This window comes from Endozoicomonas gorgoniicola (assembly GCF_025562715.2).
Lineage (GTDB): Bacteria > Pseudomonadota > Gammaproteobacteria > Pseudomonadales > Endozoicomonadaceae > Endozoicomonas_A > Endozoicomonas_A gorgoniicola.
Window position 1 is genome coordinate 64,434 of sequence record NZ_JAPFCC010000001.1, and the last position, 20,835, is coordinate 85,268.

Sequence of the window (20,835 nt, forward strand, 5' to 3'; positions counted from 1 at the left end):
ATAGTTGATTGTTTTATTATCAGCGACAGGCAAATTTTCCTCAAAGCGTCTAATCTACAGATTAAAACCAGCACGTGAAATACCCACCATGTATGGCTTGATGTCTGAGGAACTTGCCGGTGTATTATGCTCGCCGGTATCAGAAGACCACCCTGCCGGTGAATACCTGAAATCCAACCGGCAACTCTATCGTCCACTGCGCAACGTTTACAACGTTGCCCAGACCAGCTTGCATAAGCTGTCACTGAATCCTGACCCTTCTGAGCTGGAAGAATTACTGATTGTCAATCAGGAAAACTGGTCAGAACTGGAAACTATGCTGCTGGATATTCTCCAGACCAACTCCCGGGATCTTGAATGCCTTGTCTGGCTGGCTATGGCACAGCTCTTTTCTGATCAGCCATACATTCGTCTGGCTCGTGTACTGAATTTTTTAGAGCAGGTTGTCCAGACCTTCTGGCCTGCTGTTCAGCCCCTGCTGCCGGATGAAAAAATCCACTCCAGTGACGAGCAGGGGATAGCCAGGGAGCGCGCTGAACTACAGTCGCGGCCGCTGAAACTGTTGTTTGGTGAATCAGAAGACAGCTGTCAGATAGCCGTCCCCCTGCGTATGCTGCCGCTGATTGGAGACATTGATTATGTCCGTTATCAACGGGACGAGGCTGAACTTGTCAAACAGCTTCAGGAGTCGCCTTCAGACATTCTCAATAGTGAAGATGAAATCGTTAAGCGCATCAATAGCATGCAGGATGTGATTGATGCGCTGGACGCACTGGATAAAACGCTGCAGTCCTGTTTTGGCGAACTGAATATGGCTGCACCGGGTAGTCGTTTTTTCAGAAAGCAAATGGATGCCAACCTGAACGCCATGCAAAACCTGACAAACGGAATTATTGAGCCATGGCCACTGGATGCCCGAAAAGCGCTTGAATCGGAGCAAGAAATTTCTGAGAAAGAAGCTACCTTAACAGTAGGTTTGTCGGATTCTGATGCTGAATCCGGAGTAAATGGCAATGGTAGCGGAATCGACAGCACTCTGGCACCGGGCTTTGGGCGGAATCAGGCATTTCATCAGTTGCGCAGTCTGGCGGATTTTTTCCAGAAGACAGAACCTCAAAGTCCGGTGTCGTATTTACTGGAGAAAACTATTCGCTGGGGTTACACCCCTCTACCGGATTTAATGCATGAATTACTTCAGGGGAATGAGGCACTTCTGGGGAGAGTTACTGATCTGACAGGTATGAACATGACTGCCAAAAAGTCTATTCCGGGTAAACCGGAAATGTCTCTGGATTCCATACTGGCCACGCAGGAAGAGGAAATGACCACTGGTCCTGAAATAATCAGTGCTCCTGAACTGATCAGTACACCTGAACCCATTGAGCCTGTGCCAACTAAGCCATCAGCAGAGACTGAGCCAGAGACAACAACAATGCCCGATATGACTATTGCAAACTTGCCTGACTCTGACTCTGACTCTGACTCTGACTCTGGCTCTGGCTCTGGCTCTGGCTCTGACGTTGATGATGATAAGGCTCAGGCATCAGAATCTGCTGACGAAGAATCGTCACAATCAGAACCAGGCTCTGAAAATGTGGTGATTAGTAATCTGGATGAGCTTTTCTGATCAGTGCTAACGCACTGACAACGGAGGAAATACATCATGGCTAATATGTTTATGAAGCTAGGGAATCTCAAAATTAAAAAAGGAAAAGGGGCCACCGCTCTAATAACTGGTGGCGACAAGAACAAAAAGTCTGACTATTTTGGAATTCGCTCTATGAACTGGCGTGTTACTCGCGATGTCGACATGGAAGTCGGTGATGCTAACAACCAGGACAATGGGATAGCATCGATGAGTCAAATTACGGTTACCAAGGAGATGGATGGTGCTTCTGAAGTCATCCTGTCACGGATATTAGTGCCGGGTAAATATGGCGATACCGTCGATATTGTCATTACCAAACCGGACCGGAAGGGTGGGGGGGCTGAAGTTTATCTTCACATCCAGTTAAAACACGCCCGTGTCTGCGAAGCCGACATTAACATTGCTGAGGGGGCAAGACCTTTCGAGTGTTATGCACTGGCTTACAGCAGAATTTTGATTAAACACTGGAATGAGGACGAAGGCGGCGCTCTGCAACCGGGTGGCGACGTTACTTTTGATCTGCCAACCGCTAAAGCTATGTCTCATGCCATCCAGCAGAGTGGCTAAAGCTATATCTCATGCCATCCAGCAGGGTGGTGGTGCCCCCGCAGCATGAAATAGCTGATTTTTCATTACAGAAGGCAGGAGCAGCTCATGCCCCTCAGTACTCAACATAAACGAGTCAGTAAAAACAGGGGCAGCATTTCCTGCGATGTCGAAACGAGCGGAGCCTGTGCTAACCATGCCATCAGCATCTGCAGACGAAGAGTCGTCACAATCAGAATCAAGCTCGGAAAAGGGGTTGATTACTTATCTGGATGATCTTTTCTGGTCAGTGCTAACGCACTGACCACCGGAGGAAATACGTCATGGCTAATATGTTTATGAAGCTAGGGGATCTCAAAATTAAAAAAGGAAAGGGGGCCACCGCTCTATTAACCGGGGGCGACAAGGGCGGCAAAGACAACTATTTTACTATTCGCTCTTTGAACTTTCGTGTTGGTCGCGAAATCCTCATGGAAATCGGTAATGGTCTGAACCTGTCCACAGGGAAAATGCACTTGAGTCCAGTTACGTTTACCAAGGAGATGGATGGTGCTTCTGAAATCATCCTGTCACGGATGTTAGTGCCGGGTGAGAAGGGCGATACCGTCGATATTATCATTACCAAACCGGATGAGGAGGGTAAGGGGGCTCAAGTTTATCTTCACGTGCAGTTAAAAAAAGCCCGTGTCATCGAATGCGACCTTAACATTGCTGAGGGGGCAAAACCTTTCGAGTGTTATGCATTTGCTTACAGCAGAATTTTGGTTAAATACTGGAGTGAAGACGAAGGCGGCGATCTGTCACCGGGTGGCGACGTTATTTATAACCTGTCAACCGCTGAGGCTGAGTCTCATGCCATCACCGGTGGTGGCAGTAGCTCTCCCGACGCAGTATGAAACCGTTGATTTTTCATTAAATAAGGCAGGAGTAGCTCATGCCCCTCAGTACTCAACACAAACGAGTCAGTAAAAACCGGGTCAGCATTACCTACGATGTCGAAACGAACGGAGCCTATGAAAAACGTGAGTTACCTTTTGTTGTTGGAGTGATTGGTGAATTTTCAGGTGACAAACCTGAGAGTCAGAAAGAGGAAGTCGATTTTCGAAGCTTTACTGATGTCAACAGGGAGAATTTCGACACCGTGATGACAAATATTGGTCCACAACTGGATATGAGAGTCAATAACAAGCTGGCCGATGATGACAGTGAATTTAACGTCAAGCTGCTTTTTAGTTCAATGCGAGACTTTGAACCTGAAAATCTGGTTCAGCAAGTCGAACCGTTAGCGAAGCTGATGGAGGTGCGCAATCAGTTGCGGGAACTGCTGGCTCATGCCGACCGCTCCCGTGACCTTGAAAAGTTACTGAAAGAAGTACTGCAAAGTACTGAAGCACTGAACAGCCTTTGTGAAGAACTTGGTGTCAGCCCTGACGGTGAGGAGGCAGAATCATGAGTGAGCAACAGGGCGAAACTGCCGCCGCAGAGAGTTCTGAGGCTCAGGAAGCTCCTGCTACTTTCCTTGACCGGGCTATTGCTGCAACCAGTCAGACGTCACCGGATACCACCAAAGAACTCCTTGCTACGCTGACTCAGCAAGCGTTATCCGGTACGGTGACATGGAGCAAGAGCCTGCAAAAAACCATTCAAGAAGCCGTCAACTTAATGGATGAGCGAATGTCAATGCAGTTGTCGGAAATTATGCATAAGCCAGAGTTTCAGAAGCTGGAAGGTTCGTGGCGCGGAATCAGCAAGCTGGTACAGAACAGTGAGTTAGGTACTCAGTTGAAAATTCGCGTGCTGGACATTACTCGTGAGGAGTTGATAGAGCAGTTTGAAGATGCACCTTCCATTGACCGCAGTCGTCTTTTTAACCTGGTTTACCAGAGTGAATTTGGTACAGCGGGAGGTGAGCCTTATGGTGTACTGCTGGGTGACTACGCGTTTGATCATAATGACGAAAATGTTGCCTTGCTGCGTTATCTTGGGACTGTAGCAGCTGCTTCCCATGCGCCATTTATCGGTTCGGCAAGCCCTTCCCTTTTTGGGTTCAGCAGCTTCGAAGCGTTTAGTGAAGGCAGACCGGTGGCTTCGGGTTTTGAATCGCCCGTTTACGCCAGCTGGAACGGCTTCAGAGACAGTGATGATTCCCGTTATGTGGCTCTGACCATGCCCAAAACACTGGCACGAACTCCTTATGGCACAGGGGGACGTTCGGTAAAAACTTTTAACTATGAAGAGTTTCCGAAGTCGGCGGATGGACAGCGACGACCATCGTCTATTGACGACTTTACCTGGAGCAATGCCGTCTATGATATGGGATTACTGATTAATAATGCGTTTACTGCCTTTGGTTGGTGTACCAGCATTCGGGGGCTGGAAAATGGAGGGAAGGTTGAGGGTTTGCCAAATTACACTTACACGTCAGAAGCGGGGGATCTGGTGCAACAGTGTCCAACGCAGGTCAATCTGACCGATGAGCGTGAGAAAGAAATCTCAGATCTGGGGCTCCTGCCATTAGTTCATTATAAAAATGGTAACTACGGTGTCTTTATTGGGGCGCAAACTCTGCAAAGAGCCAAAGTATATCTTGACAAAGACTCCACGGCCAATGCTGCCATTTCTGCCCGCCTGCCCTACATTATGGCCAGTTCCCGCATCGCCCACTACCTGAAAGTCATGGGGCGGGATCAGATTGGCTCTGCTATGCAGCCTGCAGATGTAGAAAAATACCTGTCGACATGGATTGGCGAATACACCAATCCTAATGCGGCGGGTAATGAGGCACGAGCCGAAACACCACTGCGGGAATCAAGCATTAAAGTTGAAGAGCAGGCCGGGCGGCCGGGCTGTTATTCAGCGATTGCCTACCTGCGCCCCTGGCTGCAGATGGAAGAGCTGACTACATCGCTGCGCATGGTTGCGAATATTCCGGGAGGTGGTGGCGGTGGGTGAGAGCAGCCCAAATGAGGCTGTTTTCACCAGAACAAGAACGAAAGTTTCAGGCTGAAGCACTGATTCAGAAGCTGGTAGCTGGTATTGATGAAATGGTTACGTTACAGCTTAATGTCATCATCCAGCATCCTGCCTACAAACGGTTGGAAGCTCTGTGGCGTGGTCTCTGGTATATGCTGGAGACTGTACCTGCTTATCAGTTGGGAAAGGTTTTACATGTCAGGATTCTGGATCTCAGCTGGGAAGAACTCGCAAATGATCTTGACGTGGGTGTCAGTATCCGCTCGTCTGTCCTGCACCGCCTGATTTATGAGCAGGAGCTGAATACCCTGGGTGGGCAGCCATTTGGTTTGCTGTTGGTGGATCATCCGGTTTCATCCGAAATGGATGAAATCAGCGGTTCAGATGACTTTCATCTGCTGCAGCTACTGGGTGAGCTGGGTCATCAAGCCCTGTGTCCGGTGATCCTGCCCGTTGCCCGGAATTTTCTGGGAACGGATGATATTAACGTCTGGTCTGATCAGCTTCGGGTCAAACGTATTCTTGGCAGCAATGACTTTTTAGGCTGGCGGCACTTGCGTACACAGAGTGTCAGCCAGTTTCTGGGACTGACCCTGCCTGAACATCTGCTTCGGACTCCCTGGCAGGCCTGCTATCAAAACATCCACTTTAATGAATACTCAGTCAGCGACAAGGGAGGTGATCACCTGTGGGGCAGTAGCGCCTTTGCATTTGCCGGAAATGTGATGAAGGAATTTAATCGCATTCGCTGGTTTGGTTTTCTCAGGGAGTCGGAATCCGGCGGAGCTATGGTTGACCCTCCTGTTGGTTCACCGCCGGCTGCCCGGATACGCCTTACAGACAGCCTTGAGGAGTTTTACAGTGACCAGGGCTTTATTCCCCTGGCAACCTGTTACCTCACTCAGGAACTGGCTTTTTTTAACAACCGTTCTGTCTTTATACCTCCAGCGGACAACGATGACTGGAGAATTCTCAGCATGATTCAGACGACGCTGATTGGGTGTCGCTTTGGACACTATCTGAAAGTACTGATCAGGGAACGTATTGGCAGTTACCGGAGCGCAGAAGCCTGTGAGCAGGACTTAAATGACTGGCTGCAGGGGTATGTGTCCAATGTCGAGTATGCTGACGCGCAAATACTGGCCCGTTACCCCCTGAGGCGTGCATCAGCAAAGATTTCAGGTGATGCCAACCTGGGCATTTATCATTGTCAGGTTGAGCTGCAGCCACAGTATCAGTTTGATGCAATCAATACACATATCGTCCTGAAAGCTGACACCAGTGAACTGGCCGCTCATTTTGCTCCCTCTCATTTCGCTAAAACCGCTACCAGGATACAGGGTGGAAGATCATGAATGTAGATCTGCTGGCTGCTTTTCGTAAGGAAACACCGTCTGGTGATGATCTGGAAGACCTGAAGCATTCGGTGCGACACAATATCCGATATCTGCTTGAAACAAGACAAAGCAGGGAAGCTGGAAACTCTGAAATATTGTCATTTAATTCACTTTACTGTTATGGGCTGTCTACCAGAAATCTTGGGCATGGTGACTTTCAGAGCAATCGTTTATGCCGGGAAATCGAGAAAATGCTCTCTTATTACGAGCCCCGGCTGCAGGACGTTCTGGTCGAAGTAGACAAAGTCAGGGAACGGGGAAATCGCCTGTCCATTCGAATTGAGGGTGTACTGCAGGATGAGAAACAACAAATGGTTCCCGTCGTATTTAATTCGGTCCTTAATCTCACCAGCAGCCATCTGAGTATAGAGGAGAGTCGTTTTGCCTAACACCCTGATGTCATGGTATGAACGGGAGTTGAGCTTTCTGTACACTGAAGCGAGAGCATTTGCAGAGGAACACCCTCAGCTGGCCAGCCACCTGGGGGTTGGCTACAATTCGTTGTCTGATCCTCATGTCGCGCGGTTGCTGGAATCTTTCGCCCTGATTAATGCACGGTTGTCACGGCAGCTTGCGGAGGGATCAACCCAGCTTTCCAACAGCCTGCTGAATATTGTTTTTCCCATGTGCCTGCAGTCTCTGCCTTCGACCAGCATGATTCGGATTGCACCTTCCCGCGATCAGTCACAGGTGGCAGCGTTGCCTTCAGGTACCCGTTTCAGGGCTTATGTCAATGAAGATCAGTTCTGCCGGTTTCAGACCACACGGGAATTACAACTGTGTCCGTTTGATATAATGGAAAGCCAGTTTGAATTAAGGCCGTTTACTTTTTCAGGCATTGATTATCCTGAGTCTTCGACAGCCTTATTGAAACTGGAGCTGGGTATGCTGGATGACTCACGCAGTTTTTCTGATCTGGCCCCCTTCTCGGAAATCAATATTCACTTGCAGGGGCTGGCCCGGCATCAGGCTCGGATGTATGACTATCTTTTCCGGCATCGCTGCCAGATGGTGCTGGTCAATGACAAGGAACAGCAGGTTGTCCTGTCTATGGGGCAATTCGCAGCGGTAGGGTTTACCGGGCGGGACTCCATGATGACTCATGACAACAGTACCTTTCTTGACTATCAGATGATGCTGGAGCTGTTTGCCTGGCCAGAGTTATTTTTCGGTTTTCGCCTGCTGGATATCGGCGATGCCTTGCGGCAGTTTTCCTGCCAACGGGTTACTCTGCTGGTGTTTCTGGAAGATATAGTTGAAGAACAGGTGCCAGCCCTTGGCAGCATTCACTACAGCCTGGGCTGTGCGCCTGTCATTAACCTGTTTGAGCAGATTGCAGAACCTGTGGTCGTTGATCACCGGCAGCTGAGTTACCAGCTGGTTCCCGATATTCATTCTGCCAACACTCTGGAAGTGCAGTCGGTTCAGAAGGTGTTGGATATTACCGGTGAGCAACCAGAGCTACTGCCGCCAATCTATGGCCTGAAGCACAACGATACAGATCACGGCCGGTTCTGGCTTTACCATCCGCCTGAAACCGAGACCGATATATGTGGACAGCTGTCGGTGGTTTTTCCTAATCTTCAGACGAATAAAAACCAGACGATGGTGTTGTCACCGCACCTGATCTGTAACAACGGGATGCAGGTTCTGGAGTTACCTGATAATCCCCGGCTGGAGTGCCTCGACAGTATTGCACTGCCAGCGGACGCTAAAATGCTGATGCGACCAACGGCAAGAATACGACGTAAGCATAATATTAAGAATCGTCTGAACCTGCTCGTACATCTGAAAGGTGCATTTACCTCGGTATTGCTGGGAAATGACTCTGCCAGTGATCTTCGCACACTGATGTACGTGTATTGCCTGCGCAATAACTCGGTCAGCACTGCCTGGCTTGATTCTCTGGTACATATGCAGCCTCGCCCCCTGGTGGCTCCATTGCGTATTGGTGGACATCAGTGTTTTACCCAGGGCATTGAGTTAATCATTGAGCTGGACCCCGCAAGGCTCAAACAGGTCAGCATCATGATGTTCGTCAATCTGATTGACTTTCTGGTGGCAGGTTACGCTGGGTATCACAGTTTTATCGAAGTGGTCATTCGTCTCAAAGGCGATTCCGGAGACTATATGCGATGTACACGCCGACATGGTTATCAGATCAATCGTTGAGCGATAGCTTGCAGCAGCAGCCCTGGCGCTGGCAGTTTGCCCAAGCGGTAAGAATCATCGAATTAACGGGCGGTACATTTCGGGCGGTCAGCGATCCGGTTTATGGCTATGCCTCGGCGGAAATCAGCGACATTTTGCGTACCCGCAAGGGTTGGCGTTTAAAAGTCACCTGCCCATCGCTGAATGGCTACAATGGAGTACTGCCTTATGTTTATCAGGATCTGGAACAGCAGCAGCGACTGGTTCGGGACGACGATGACCTGTATGCCCTGTTCAGTGTCTTTAACCACCGGGCACTGAAACTGACGTCGATGGTCGCTAATCGTTCCAGTCTGTCTGTGCGCTATGAAGAGCGTTACCAGAGAGGTGGGCTGCTGGATAAGACGGTACTGACGTTGCTGGGCACGCCGATTCCCACCCAATGGATACCACCGGATAACCTGGTGCGATACACCCAGGTTCTGCATAGAGCAACTACCAGTCTGGTGTTGTTGAGTGGCATTCTGCAGGACTATTTCTCAATCGCTATTCGTCTGGAAGCTCCCCCTCTGGTGCGCCTGCCTCTTGCCCCCGAGTGCCTGACCCGGTTGCGCTGCCGTGTCGACCACAAAACAAAGTGTGTAGGGCATCTTAGCCGAAATGCGGTGGTAGGGCGCAGCTGTTACCTGCTGCACACCCGACTCAACGTGGTGATCCTGGCCAGAAATCCTGATGAATATGCAGAGATTACTTCTGACCGGTCATTAGGCCCGGCCATGCTGGAAATGTGTACCCTTTACTTTGCCGGTGCAGCCCGCTTTCGCCTTCAGATTGAATGTTCCAAACGCTGCCTTGCCTCACCCACACTCAATACCAGACCCTGTGTCAGTACTGCCAGGCTGGGCTTGCTGAGTTGCCTGATTCCGGAGAGGCATCCTGATCAGACCATCGTTGTGGATTATCCCGGGCTGCCGGACAGAGAACCCTCTGAACGGCAGGACAAATCATTCATACCAGAGATCCCTCTGTGATGAAACAGCTTGAACTGAAAACCCTTATTGGCCGACTCTCAACAGAGTTGAGACGGTCACTGGAAACTGCAGCAGCACTGTGCGTTAACCGTAAACACAAAGCGGTTGAAGTGGAGCATTGGCTGATGCAGCTGTGCCGTGAACCCGGTGCTGCTATGAACCAGATCATCATCAGCCAGAAGCTGTCAGTGACCACTATGATTGACGATCTGGAACAGCGTTTAAGTCGTCTGCCGGACGGTTTTGAAGGCACACCGGCTTTAGCCCATGACACGGTTATCCTGATTCAGGATGCCTGGCTGATTGCCTCTGTTAACTTTCATCAGCAGACCATTGCTGTTCACCACCTGATACTGGCGTTGCTGGATAATGATTCGTTCGCCATGGTGGAAACGCCCCTGACAGAAGAGCTTCATAAGATTTCCAGAGAAGCGTTACAGGCTCAGGCTTCAGAGGTGTCAGAAACGACGGCTGCTGAGCCAAAAGAGTCAGCTCTCAGCAAATACACCACCGATATGACGGCTTTGGCTGCCAGTGATGAGGCTTCTGGTGCCGGGGGAATAGTTGTCGGTCGGGATCAGGAAATACGACAAATCATAGATATTCTGTGCAGGCGCCGTCAAAACAGCCCTATTCTGGTGGGTGACGCCGGTGTGGGAAAAACGGCAGTCGTTGAAGGGCTGGCGCAAAAAGTGATTAATGAAGATGTTCCTGACAATCTGAAAGGCATCCGAATCCTGAACCTTGACCTTGGGCTGTTACAGGCGGGAGCCAGTATCAAGGGAGAGTTTGAGAATCGCCTGAAAGACCTGATCAATGAAGTGAAGCAGTCCGAAGTGCCGGTGATTGTGTTTATTGATGAGGCGCACACACTGATTGGTGCAGGAGGAGCTGCAGGACAGAATGATGCAGCGAACCTGCTCAAGCCTGCCCTGGCGCGAGGTGAGTTTCGAACCATTGCAGCGACCACGTGGGCAGAATACAAAAAGTTCTTTGAAAAAGACGCTGCCCTGACCCGACGCTTTCAGCCTGTCAAAATCCATGAGCCTGACGAGGAAACGGCTATTCATATGGTGCGTAGCGTTGCTGCGACTCTGGAGCAGCATCACCGAACCCGAGTTCACGATGATGCGGTGACCAGCGCCGTCAGACTTTCGATTCGCTACCTTCCCGAACGACAGCTGCCCGATAAAGCCATCAGTTTACTGGATACGGCCTGCTCACGGGTGAGCCTGTCACGCCATACGACCCCCATGCGCCTTCAGGGAGTGTTGCAACAGCAACGCTACCTGCTGGGAGAATTGGCAGAACTCAGCCGGGATCAGGCAGCAGGGCTTGTGGAGCAGGATCAGGTGACTATCGTAAAAGAGCAGCTGGAACAGGTCTCTGAGAAAGTCGAAACCTTAAAACAACAGTGGCAGGAAGAGCAGGCGCTGGTTGAAGAGCTGGTGACGCAGGAAGCGGCAATCGACGAACAGTATCTACAGACTGGAACAGTGAATGAAGCCCTGAAGAAAAAGCAGGAGACGATGCAGGAACAGTTGCAGAAACTGCAGGGGCAGGTTCCCATGGTGTATCCCAGGGTGGATGCTGACAGCGTGGCAGCGGTGGTATCAGGCTGGACGGGAATACCTGTCGGAGACATGCTCAGTGATGAAATCCAGCGACTGTTGACGCTGGAAGAAAGCCTTCGACAGAGAGTGATCGGGCAGGATCAGGCGATTGCTGAAATCAGTAAAAGTGTACGCATTGGGCGTGCAGGACTGTCTGACCCACGTAAACCGATTGGTGTTTTTTTAATGTGTGGCCCATCAGGAGTGGGTAAAACAGAAACGGGACTGGCTCTGGCGGATGAGTTGTATGGTGGTGAACAGAACCTGACCGTACTGAATATGACGGAGTTTAAGGAAGAACATAAAGTATCCATGCTGCTCGGTGCGCCAGCAGGCTATGTGGGGTATGGCGAGGGTGGTGTGTTGACAGAAGCGGTTCGTCGCAGTCCTTACTCGGTCTTGTTGCTGGATGAAATGGAGAAAGCTCATCCGGGCGTACACGATATTTTTTACCAGATATTTGATAAGGGGCGTATAGCTGACAGTGAAGGCCGTGAAGTGGACTTTCGTCAGACTATTATCATTATGACGTCGAATGCAGCCGATTCGGCTATCTGTGACCTGGTTGACCAGTTTGAGCATGAGGGGAAAGGAATACCGGACAGAACGGACATTATTGCTGTCATTAATGATGAACTGCAGCATTTTTTCAAACCCGCTTTTCTTGGGCGGCTTACCCTGATTCCCTTTTTGCCACTGAACGACACTGATATGGCTAAAATCTGTCGTTTAACATTGCGCCGTATGGAGAAAAATCTGGCAGCCCGCTATGGTGCCTCGCTGGTGGTTGACGACGCCGTGGTTGAACAGCTCGTCGCATGGAATGACAGCCCGCAGACAGGGGCCAGGGCGATAGAACAACAGGTTAACCGTCGTTTGATGCCTGTACTGGCAGAAGAGTGTCTGAGCCGACTGGCGAAAGGAGAAAGTATTACACAGGTCTGTATTGGTCTGGATAACCATCGGCTGGTATTCGACGTCCAGTGATTGATGTACTAGTGCTGATAAAGGTTTTGCATGCATGGTTTTTAGCGCTTAGCTGCACTAGTACATTGTTTCAATTCAGATCGGTTGGGTAGAGCATTACGCGACACCCGGCACAGGAGTTTAATGCAGGTAAGAAACTGATAAGGAGCCAACAGTGGCTGAGCAAACGATAGATCCTGAATCCCGACCACTGGTGGCCACAACGGAAGATGGCAATAAGCTGATTGTTGCCCGGTTGACCAGTACAGAACGGCTGGATGACCTGTATGAACACAGGGCACTGGTGCTGGTACGAGATGTGGATGAGCGCACTCTTCTGGGGCAGACGATCTCTTTTTGTTATCAGCCCTTGCATGGCTCCGAACGACGGAGGGAACGTTTCTTTCACGGTTTCTGTGTAGAGGTGCGTCAGGTTGGCTGGCTGTCCTCCCGGGATTATCTGCAATATGAAGTGGTGGCAGCTCCCTGGTCATGGTTTTTATCCCAGCGGATCAATTGTCGGGTATTTCAGCAGCAGAAGACCAGTGAGATCATTGCAGCCATTGCCCGTGAACATGGATTTCAAAGTTATCTGGAGTTGAATGGTTCTAACGACCAGCGGCGTGAATACTGTGTGCAGTTTAATGAAACCGACTGGGGCTTTATTCAGCGACTGATCAATGCCCAGGGCTGGTACTATTTTTTCCGTCAGCAGGAGGAAAAACACACACTGGTGATTGGTGAGAATAACCGGCTGTTTGGAGACTGCGGTGAAAGTGGTGTCGAATACTTTGTAGGCAGCCATAAGCTGAAACGTGCCATCACTGAATGGCAACACGTTTACAGCATAGGCGCCGGCTCGGTAGTGACGGCTGACTACAACGTTGAGATGGCAGAGCCGGTGATGGCTGACGAAGTAAAAACAACTTTCACCAGTATTCGTCATAAGAACCTGCAACAGTATTTTTACCCGGGCGGGTTTCAGGAAAAAAATACGGGCAATACGATCTCTGCACAGCAGATGCAGGGCATTGATACCGGGTTCAGCGAGGTTAGTGGAGCCAGCTGTCGGTTTCACTTTGCCAGCGGGACGACATTCCATCTGGATCATCACCCTGAAAGCGAAGAACAGGTGACCTGGCTACTCAGCGAGGTCGTTCACACATTTAATACTGCCGAAGATGGACATTCCATTGAATACACCAACCGGTTTCGCTGCCTGCCTGTGGACACTCCCTGGAAAGCCAGGCAGCGTCTGCCTAAACCGGTGATGGCGGGATTACAGAGCGCCAGTGTGACGGGGCCTGACAACGAGGAAATTTATCTGGACAAGTACCATCGTATTAAATTGCAGTTTCACTGGGACAGGGAAGGTAAAAGCGACCAGAACAGTTCCTGCTGGGTTCGGGTGGCCCAGTCTCTGGCGGGAAATGGTTTTGGTTGCCAGTTTACTCCCAGAGTGGGAGATGAAGTGCTGGTGGGCTTTCTCGACAGCGACCCGGACCAGCCTCTGGTGGTGGGTACCGTGTATAACGGCAAACGTCAGCAGCCTTACAGTAACTCAATGGAGCAGGGTATGCGGTTGAAGTCTCTGCCGGGCGCGGGGGCTGACCATTTCAGTGAGCTGAGGTTTAATTGCAAATCTGAAGAAGAACTGGTGTACCTGCAAGCCCAGAAAGATATGAAGGTTCTGGTCAAGAATGATGCTGAGCGAACGGTGACAGGCAATGATAAAACACTGGTAGAAAAAGCTTCGGAGCGAACGGTTAAAGAAAACGACACACACAAGGTCGAGGGGGAGCAGTCGACAGAGGTCATTAAAAACCTGACCACCAAAACCGATGCTGACTATCAGTTGCAGACAAAAGGGAAGTATCAGCAGCAGACCGACGGCAGCTTTGATTTAAAGGTTGGGGAATCCACAACGGTTAACAGTCAGGGCAGTCTGGAGCTGGAGACCAAGGGTAATATGACTGGCACAGCATCCGGGAGCCTTTCTCTGGATGCTGCCAGCATTTCCGGCAAGGGCAAAACCGATGTTGAGCTTACCGTGGGTGCCAGTAAAGTCAGCCTTTCCCCCAGTGCTGTAGAAATCAGCTGCGGTCCCAGCACTGTTAAAGTCTCACCTGCCGGGGTTGAGATCAGTGGTATTGAGGTCAAGGCGAATGCTCAGGTCATGGCAGAGATTAAAGGGGGCGTATCAGCCTCTCTGGAAGGGTCGGTTAATGCTGAAGTGAAAGGCACCCTGGTAACCATCAATGGCAATGCCCTGACGACTGTAAAGGCCGGGGCACTGGTGGAATTGTCCGGAGCCATCGCCAAAATAAACTGAGATGACTCATGCTGGAGATGACTCATGCTGGAGATGGTTCACGCTGGAAATCATTTATGCTGGAGATCGTTTATGCTGATTGTTGCACCAGCGTTGAAGAAAATTCCACAACTCAAGGCAACCGATATTCTGGTTCGGTATCAGCAGGAGCCGGATTTCAAAAAATCCATTAACAAAGACCTGTCACCTGTCCAGCTGATTAACCAGTTATACGACGCAAAGCAGTGGCAGGAGGTGGTCGTGTTTTTATGCCACAGCCTGTTTGCCCGGGAAGTCATCTGGTGGGGGTATTGTTGTATTGAAACCGTGCAGGATACGTTGTCTGCTGAACAACAGCGGAGCCTCCAGGTGGTTTATCAGTGGTTAACGGACAGTACCGAGCCCCATCGGCGCCTGGCGGAAATAGAAGTGAAAAAAATCGGTCTGGATAATGCCTGCGGCTGGCTGGCACAGGCGGTGTTCTGGAGTGGGGGGAGCATTACCCCGCTGAATGCGCCTGAAAGCCCGGCACCGGCTTACCTGTACAGTCATGCGGTAGCGGGAGCCATCTGTCTGGCGGCATTACTGCCTGATGGCAAACAGGGAGAAAAACGGTACAAACAGTTTATTAAGCTGGGTCTCAACATAGCTGCCGGTGGCAGCGGGAGGTAAAGATGGGGCCTGCTGCCAGAGTTCTCGATATGCACATCTGCCCCATGCAGACACCGGCAGTTGTTCCCATTCCCCATGTAGGCGGCCCTCTGTTGCCCATGCCGTCAACGGTTTTGATAGGCGGCCTGCCGGCAGCAGGTGTCGGGCAACCGTGTGTTTGTGTCGGGCCGCCCGATGTTGTAGTAATGGGCAGTTTAACGGTATTCATGAATGGTCGTCCGGCGGCGCGTATAGGCGATGAGACCGCCCACGGTGGCGTTATTGTTTCGGGCTGGCCTACCGTAATCGTTGGAGGTTGACAGGTAGCCTCCATCCGTACAACCCTGCCTTGCCTGGTACTTTGTTTTATGACGTTTAACTGGTCAGTCAACGCAATAGAATAGCTAATAACTGCGATTGGTATTATATGAGGTTCCGGGTCATGTTGAGAAAGTGGAGTCAAAGAAGAAACCTGGTCAGTGAAGCGAATACACTGCTTTTGACCAAGCCCCTCTTCTTTCAGAATACGACCTTATTGACGGGAGCCCGTCAGACGGCACCGGGCCGTCGAGGTGAGAATCGATTTTATGGTTATGCTTTCAAACCAGATGATCTCGATATTTCTGATGCCTTTAGCAAAGGTTTTTTTCCAAGGTATCTCGATGGGCCTTCCAGAGAAATGAGAGATATGATGGTTCCCAGACCCCGTAACCTTTCTGGTGAGGTGGTTATTCAGTCTTATATTTGCCATTACGCTGCCTGTCAGTCCTATTTATTCTGTAATATCTATCTGGTAGACCTCAGGGAGGTCGGGGGCATTGTCCGGGGGCCGTCAAATCCGCGTTTTGCAACACATCCCAGTGTCATGCCAGCAGACAGAGACGGTTACAGGTCGGGGGACGGGGCATTTGAGTATTTTCCCTTTACCCGGCAGTTGTATCGACTGGAAACCCTGGCGCCTGTTCCTGGTGAGGCGGTGATAGGGATGGTGACATGCTCTACTACCCGTTCACCTGTATCCCGGCTTAAACTTCATGTTAACCCGGGGTACAAGGAGGGACTGGAAGGAACCAGAGACATTGTAGATTTATTTAATGGGGAAAGTAGCTGGGTTATGGTATAGACGCGGCCGATCCGGGGAGTCCGTTAATGGCGGATCTGTTGCGGCAAGTTGATTTTCATATAAATTTCCTGGATGAAAGGTGTTCTCCTCCGATCCATATCCAGTTCCAGCCTGGCATCATATCCTTTATAGCGATACCTCAGCTCAGTCCGGTTACCGTTCTGCCATTGCTGACAGTCGAATACAAAACGTAACCATGCCCAACTACCGGAATAGCTCTGCTGTGACAGTTTCAGGCTACTGTCCAGCATAGAAACAGTCACCTGTTCAGTGTCATCACTGGGCCAGAGCCGTTGTTGCCAGAGTTGTGGGCCGTGCTTGTATACAAAGCGACCATTGTTGTCTCTTATGGAAAACTCCGTGGCCTCTGGCGTTAGCTCGGTACAGCGCATGCGGTATTTAATCTGTAAAGTACCATCTGCATTAAACAGGCTCTGTTGCAGAGTTCTGACATTATCCAGCTGCTTAAGGAATTGTTTTCCCAACCCGAGTTTCTGTCCCCGTATCGTTTTAAGCTGCCAGCCGGTATTGGTGTTGAGAATAAAAGGTTGAAGAACAGATGTCGTGTAGTTGTCATGCAGTCCTTTTGGTTTAAAGAAATCAATAAAGTCTATCATCCGGCTGTTGCTGCTGGCCCTGGCTGAAAGAGGAAAACGTTGGTTAAGGTACTGGCTGTAAAAGCTGTAGACGCTAAGTTGCCACTGGTCTTGTGCATATTTTGAGGCACCAGCCATAATCTGCTGCCAGTACTGTCTGGCAATCTGTTCAAACCATTTTGCGGCAATGGTTTTGCTGTTTGCTGTCAGCTGCCAGAGGGCGGGTAGCTCAACGTCTTTGTCTTCAACCACTTGAACCGCCTGTTCATACATAGCTACATTCTGGTTGTAGTGTGTACTGATACTTTGTAGCTTTTTGACGATGGCAGACAGCACCGGTACCAGGGTATCGGCCTGTAGTTTTTCAAATCCGACGTAGTCAGCGAATGCCTGATTAACGATGGCGGGGTTGTCCGGCGGTACGGGCCGGCCCCTGGCTGCTCCGGAAATAACAGCTTCTGCCCGCTGGGCTGCCATACTGAGGTTTTCTGCTCTTGCAGACTGGGTAGCGGTTGCCAGTTTTTTACTGGCTGCAACCGGATTGATTGAGTCGTCTGCCAGCTGGGTTTCACTGGCTACCGTTGCCATCAGACTGAACAGAGGGGCGCGTTCGCCTGAGTAAAGGTTCGACAGCTGATTGCAGAGCTGTGCCAGTGTGGTGGCCGGACGAAGCTCGATGCGATCCAGCAGTTTTTGCCATGCCCGGATGTAATCCTGAAAATATAACTCTCTCACTTTGGCGCTGACACGGCTTAATTCAACCGCAGAAAACGCTGGCAACCCCCTGCTGATACGGCTCAGGTTACTCAGTTCCTGCTTCAGCATTGACGACAGAGGTGACAGATCGAGAGTTTTGTATTGACTGCGGGTATAAAGCCGGGGAAGTCCAGACTCGTTCTTTTCATTTTTAAGTACAAAGTACTGGTCAAAGTCATCGCCAAACAACTCTTTCATTGTGATCGTTCCCTGGTGTTGTGGCAATGCAATGATATGGTCGTATATCACTTTTTCGTCCAGTTGCCCGCTGAGGGACTGCCTTGAACGGTCAATTAAAGCGATATCGGGCTTGATATGTGTATTTTTCAGCTTCCAGAGATCCTTTAACAACAGCGACAGCTGACTCTGGTTGGTGGTTTCCAGTACCCTCTCCTTTGCCAGTAAGCCCAGGATATGGCTTTCGAGCAGTTGGGTATCCCGAATATCCGGTTTGAACAGCATCAGGTAAAGTTGTAGTGAATCAAACAGTGTCCTGCTGTTTTGTTCTTCTGCATACTCCAGCTGATCGCGCAACATTCTGGCCAGAGGTTTGAGCAGGCGAAGTTGCAGCTGGAACTGGTAGGCATCATTGATTTGCCGGGTCTGGTTCCAGTCCATCAGTCCAAGATGGTAGAAGGCAGTTTTTGTCTCCTGGTAGCTGTCGTTAAGTTCTTTGAGTCTACTGAGGGGGGAGATGGCGTCAGCAAGGTTGTTATTATTGTTGTTATCCAGTTGACGGATCGCAAACCGGTAATCCCGAATCGTTGTTTGCTGCTGATGAAGTAGTCCTTGATTGTATCCGATCTGCTGCCAGCAAAATCCCAGACCTGCGAGCAACATAAAGACCAGTACAACAATGGATGCAGCTGTCTTAAACTGCCAGATTTTGCGTGCGATGGGGTTTTCACCCACGTCTCCCATGTTATTAAAAATAATCCGGTTGAAAAATTGCTGGTTGAACAGACTTTGGGTGTTCTGTATCTCCGGGCTTTCCGATAATGCGGTGAAGCCGTGAATACGTGCCAGTTCTGAAGCCAGCAGGTTGATGCTGACACCCTTATTGCCGATGGAACTGAACCAGACGCCTCTCAGCAGGGGTGTCGGGATATGGGGTTGAGGCTGAAACAGTTCTTCACAGAAAAAACGTAGTCGCTCTCCCAGAAGTGAAAACTGCAGGCAGTAACGCATAATTGCCCGGCGTGCATTGCCGTCTTTTTCGTTCTGCAGGATCGTGGGCAATAACGAACACAGCTCCTGATGGCAAAGGTTGAATGCCTGGTAAAAGTGGTCGGAACGATAACCTTCCTGCAGGGAAAACCCCCAGGGCATCACCTGTTTCTGCTGACTGCAGTTCCGAAAAAATTCAGTAAAGCCATTCAGCCTGTCAGCCTGTGTTAACAGGAACCATGTGGGCAGTTGTAATCTGAAGTGCCGGTTTAGTTCCATCAGTCGCCAGCGCAGCTGCCTTGCCAGTTCCATTAAACCGAAGGGCTGCCGAACCACCAGCTGCTCGGAAGACAGCATCGTTATAACAGAGGTTAAGGGACGCCGGGGTCGCTTTCTTTTCAGTAGCCTGATCAGGGAATGCCACAGTTCTTCCGCCTGTGACTCTTTGTTCAGGAGGTAGTAGTGACCAGTCAGTTCGATGATGACCGCAGACTCACCCAGCCAGAACACAATACCGGAACGCAGATCGACCGCCTTGCCGCTGATGCGCTCATAACCTGCGTCGATCAGCCACCCTGATTTGCCCGACCCATCGGGACCCAGCAGTATCAGCCAGGGCAGGGCATAAGGGTTACTGCCATGGCGCTGATGCAACTTTTTCCACAGTTGCTTCCAGTCTTCGTTCAGTTTCTGTTTACGTTGCTGTTCGTCCTGTTCTATGACGTGTTCTTTTTGTGCTGACATTGAATAGTGCCGGCGCAGGTATTTCCAGAGGCAGTAAAGCGACCAGGGCACTATCAGCAGTAGTGTGATCAGGATCTGCCAGAAAAGTGACAGCCAGGCAAAGGTATCACCAGCCCATAAGGGCAGTAGCCATACCAGCAGCAGAACAACGGTGAGAGCGAATACTATCAGGATGTTTTTATTCATAACCAGAAGCCTGCCGGACTTAAGGGAAGCGGCAGAACAGAGCTTACCGGAAGAACGTCATTCCCATGCAGATGGGAATCCACCACGAACAGTGGATCCCCGCCTGCGCGGGGATGACAATGGTATATTCTTGTCAGCTTATTCCCTGAGACTGTGCAGGTGAAGCTGGCGGGTTGAGGGGGGTAAGCTGAGTCCGGCACGAACCGGGCTGAATGTGGAACAGTCAGTAAACGCAGACTGTCGCTGTAATCCTGGTTTGCGTTTTTGATCCAGACATGAGTCAACACGCCACAGGTCACCAGAATAGCCAGTATGATCGGAAGAAAACGCAGGGAGTATGCCTGACGAAGAGGGCGAAATGGACTGGCTTTTACTGGCAGTGACGGTAAAGGGTTTTCGCCCCGGTATTTGCAGATGTCCTCGTACAAGTCACTGCATAATTGCGCCAGTGCATGCCCATCGGTTTTCATATACCTGCCTTTAAACCCAAGACGAAGGAGTACATAAAGCAGCTCAATGAAGTCAATCATACGACGGGTATTTTGACGGGCCTGTTCCAGCAGGATAAAAAAGACTTCTCCGGCATTGCGTTGTTTGAAAAGCTGAGCCACAAGACTGTGATTTTCCCAGTAGGCAGCCTGCCCCCAGCTGGTATTCATGATCTCTTCATCAAAGGCAGCACACAGGGCATAACAGGCTTTTTCCATCAACCGGGGTGAGTAGTCAGAACGCAGACCGTTGTTGTGTAACTGGCTCATACATTTCAACAGGTACTGGTGTAACTCAGGCAGGTTGTGGCTGTTTTTCTGTTGCGACAAGGTGGTCAGAATAGCCAGCAGTTCCGCAGACAGGTTGATCAGCGGGTTGTTGGTTGCAGAAAAATGGGTCAGCAGGTCTTTCGTATCTACGCACTGGCTCTGTTCAGAAGAAATCCTGCCCCCGGTATTCGTTTTGTCCCCGGTACTCATGATAAAGG

At 50.3% G+C, this 20,835-nt stretch carries 16 protein-coding genes; 14 read left to right on the plus strand and 2 right to left on the minus strand.

Features of this window, described 5'->3' with window-relative positions; translation table 11 throughout:
• Positions 1-100: 100 nt before the first annotated feature.
• The 14 genes from NX722_RS00325 (at position 101) to NX722_RS00390 (ending at position 16,410) form a co-directional block, all read left to right on the plus strand.
• Positions 101-1,627, plus strand: a complete 1,527-nt coding sequence (locus NX722_RS00325; RefSeq protein ID WP_262566199.1) for a type VI secretion system protein TssA — start codon at positions 101-103, stop codon at positions 1,625-1,627.
• A 36-nt stretch (positions 1,628-1,663) separates the two neighbouring features.
• Entirely contained in the window at positions 1,664-2,215 is a 552-nt protein-coding gene (locus tag NX722_RS00330; RefSeq protein ID WP_262566200.1) for a type VI secretion system tube protein Hcp, read from the plus strand.
• A gap of 302 nt (positions 2,216-2,517) precedes the next feature.
• Complete coding sequence (locus NX722_RS00335) at positions 2,518-3,090, plus strand: type VI secretion system tube protein Hcp (protein WP_262566201.1); 573 nt, start codon at positions 2,518-2,520, stop codon at positions 3,088-3,090.
• 38 nt (positions 3,091-3,128) lie between these two features.
• A complete protein-coding gene (gene tssB / locus NX722_RS00340; protein ID WP_262566202.1) occupies positions 3,129-3,647 on the plus strand; it encodes a type VI secretion system contractile sheath small subunit in 519 nt (172 codons plus the stop codon).
• Entirely contained in the window at positions 3,644-5,146 is a 1,503-nt protein-coding gene (tssC, locus tag NX722_RS00345) for a type VI secretion system contractile sheath large subunit (protein WP_262566203.1), read from the plus strand. Before tssB ends, tssC begins: the two co-directional genes overlap by 4 nt.
• A gap of 11 nt (positions 5,147-5,157) precedes the next feature.
• Positions 5,158-6,522: a type VI secretion system contractile sheath large subunit gene (locus tag NX722_RS00350; RefSeq protein ID WP_262566204.1), complete on the plus strand. Its 1,365-nt coding sequence runs from the start codon at positions 5,158-5,160 to the stop codon at positions 6,520-6,522.
• Positions 6,519-6,953, plus strand: a complete 435-nt coding sequence (gene tssE, locus NX722_RS00355) for a type VI secretion system baseplate subunit TssE (protein WP_262566205.1) — start codon at positions 6,519-6,521, stop codon at positions 6,951-6,953. Before NX722_RS00350 ends, tssE begins: the two co-directional genes overlap by 4 nt.
• On the plus strand, positions 6,946-8,736 hold the full coding sequence (tssF, locus tag NX722_RS00360; RefSeq protein WP_262566206.1) for a type VI secretion system baseplate subunit TssF: 1,791 nt from the start codon (positions 6,946-6,948) through the stop codon (positions 8,734-8,736). The genes tssE and tssF overlap by 8 nt, the downstream gene beginning before the upstream one ends.
• Positions 8,700-9,746: a type VI secretion system baseplate subunit TssG gene (locus tag NX722_RS00365; protein WP_265442323.1), complete on the plus strand. Its 1,047-nt coding sequence runs from the start codon at positions 8,700-8,702 to the stop codon at positions 9,744-9,746. Before tssF ends, NX722_RS00365 begins: the two co-directional genes overlap by 37 nt.
• On the plus strand, positions 9,746-12,346 hold the full coding sequence (gene tssH, locus NX722_RS00370) for a type VI secretion system ATPase TssH (protein ID WP_262566208.1): 2,601 nt from the start codon (positions 9,746-9,748) through the stop codon (positions 12,344-12,346). Before NX722_RS00365 ends, tssH begins: the two co-directional genes overlap by 1 nt.
• A 154-nt stretch (positions 12,347-12,500) precedes the next feature.
• Positions 12,501-14,657, plus strand: coding sequence for a type VI secretion system Vgr family protein (locus tag NX722_RS00375; RefSeq protein ID WP_262566209.1), 2,157 nt, complete (start codon positions 12,501-12,503; stop codon positions 14,655-14,657).
• Positions 14,658-14,729: 72 nt separating this feature from the next.
• A complete protein-coding gene (locus NX722_RS00380) occupies positions 14,730-15,308 on the plus strand; it encodes a DUF6931 family protein (RefSeq protein WP_262566210.1) in 579 nt (192 codons plus the stop codon).
• Between the two features lie 2 nt (positions 15,309-15,310).
• Positions 15,311-15,607 carry a PAAR domain-containing protein gene (locus NX722_RS00385; RefSeq protein ID WP_262566211.1) on the plus strand — a complete coding sequence of 99 codons (297 nt, stop codon included), beginning with the start codon at positions 15,311-15,313 and terminating at the stop codon, positions 15,605-15,607.
• A 122-nt stretch (positions 15,608-15,729) separates the two neighbouring features.
• On the plus strand, positions 15,730-16,410 hold the full coding sequence (locus NX722_RS00390) for a hypothetical protein (RefSeq protein WP_262566212.1): 681 nt from the start codon (positions 15,730-15,732) through the stop codon (positions 16,408-16,410).
• A gap of 23 nt (positions 16,411-16,433) precedes the next feature.
• Here NX722_RS00390 and tssM read toward each other — a convergent pair whose 3' ends face one another.
• Positions 16,434-19,859, minus strand: a complete 3,426-nt coding sequence (gene tssM / locus NX722_RS00395; RefSeq protein ID WP_262566213.1) for a type VI secretion system membrane subunit TssM — start codon at positions 19,857-19,859, stop codon at positions 16,434-16,436.
• Positions 19,856-20,827 carry a type IVB secretion system protein IcmH/DotU gene (icmH, locus tag NX722_RS00400; protein WP_262566214.1) on the minus strand — a complete coding sequence of 324 codons (972 nt, stop codon included), beginning with the start codon at positions 20,825-20,827 and terminating at the stop codon, positions 19,856-19,858. The genes tssM and icmH overlap by 4 nt, the downstream gene beginning before the upstream one ends.
• Positions 20,828-20,835: the final 8 nt, after the last annotated feature.

Excerpts from the sequence above, each read along its gene's own strand:
- NX722_RS00325 (WP_262566199.1), top strand. The coding sequence starts at position 101 with ATGTCTGAGGAACTTGCCGGTGTATTATGCTCGCCGGTATCAGAAGAC.
- NX722_RS00330 (WP_262566200.1), top strand. The coding sequence starts at position 1,664 with ATGGCTAATATGTTTATGAAGCTAGGGAATCTCAAAATTAAAAAAGGA.
- NX722_RS00335 (WP_262566201.1), top strand. The coding sequence starts at position 2,518 with ATGGCTAATATGTTTATGAAGCTAGGGGATCTCAAAATTAAAAAAGGA.
- tssB (WP_262566202.1), top strand. The coding sequence starts at position 3,129 with ATGCCCCTCAGTACTCAACACAAACGAGTCAGTAAAAACCGGGTCAGC.
- tssC (WP_262566203.1), top strand. The coding sequence starts at position 3,644 with ATGAGTGAGCAACAGGGCGAAACTGCCGCCGCAGAGAGTTCTGAGGCT.
- NX722_RS00350 (WP_262566204.1), top strand. The coding sequence starts at position 5,158 with ATGAGGCTGTTTTCACCAGAACAAGAACGAAAGTTTCAGGCTGAAGCA.
- tssE (WP_262566205.1), top strand. The coding sequence starts at position 6,519 with ATGAATGTAGATCTGCTGGCTGCTTTTCGTAAGGAAACACCGTCTGGT.
- NX722_RS00365 (WP_265442323.1), top strand. The coding sequence starts at position 8,700 with ATGTACACGCCGACATGGTTATCAGATCAATCGTTGAGCGATAGCTTG.
- tssH (WP_262566208.1), top strand. The coding sequence starts at position 9,746 with ATGAAACAGCTTGAACTGAAAACCCTTATTGGCCGACTCTCAACAGAG.
- NX722_RS00380 (WP_262566210.1), top strand. The coding sequence starts at position 14,730 with ATGCTGATTGTTGCACCAGCGTTGAAGAAAATTCCACAACTCAAGGCA.
- NX722_RS00385 (WP_262566211.1), top strand. The coding sequence starts at position 15,311 with ATGGGGCCTGCTGCCAGAGTTCTCGATATGCACATCTGCCCCATGCAG.
- NX722_RS00390 (WP_262566212.1), top strand. The coding sequence starts at position 15,730 with ATGTTGAGAAAGTGGAGTCAAAGAAGAAACCTGGTCAGTGAAGCGAAT.
- tssM (WP_262566213.1), bottom strand. The coding sequence starts at position 19,859 with ATGAATAAAAACATCCTGATAGTATTCGCTCTCACCGTTGTTCTGCTG.
- icmH (WP_262566214.1), bottom strand. The coding sequence starts at position 20,827 with ATGAGTACCGGGGACAAAACGAATACCGGGGGCAGGATTTCTTCTGAA.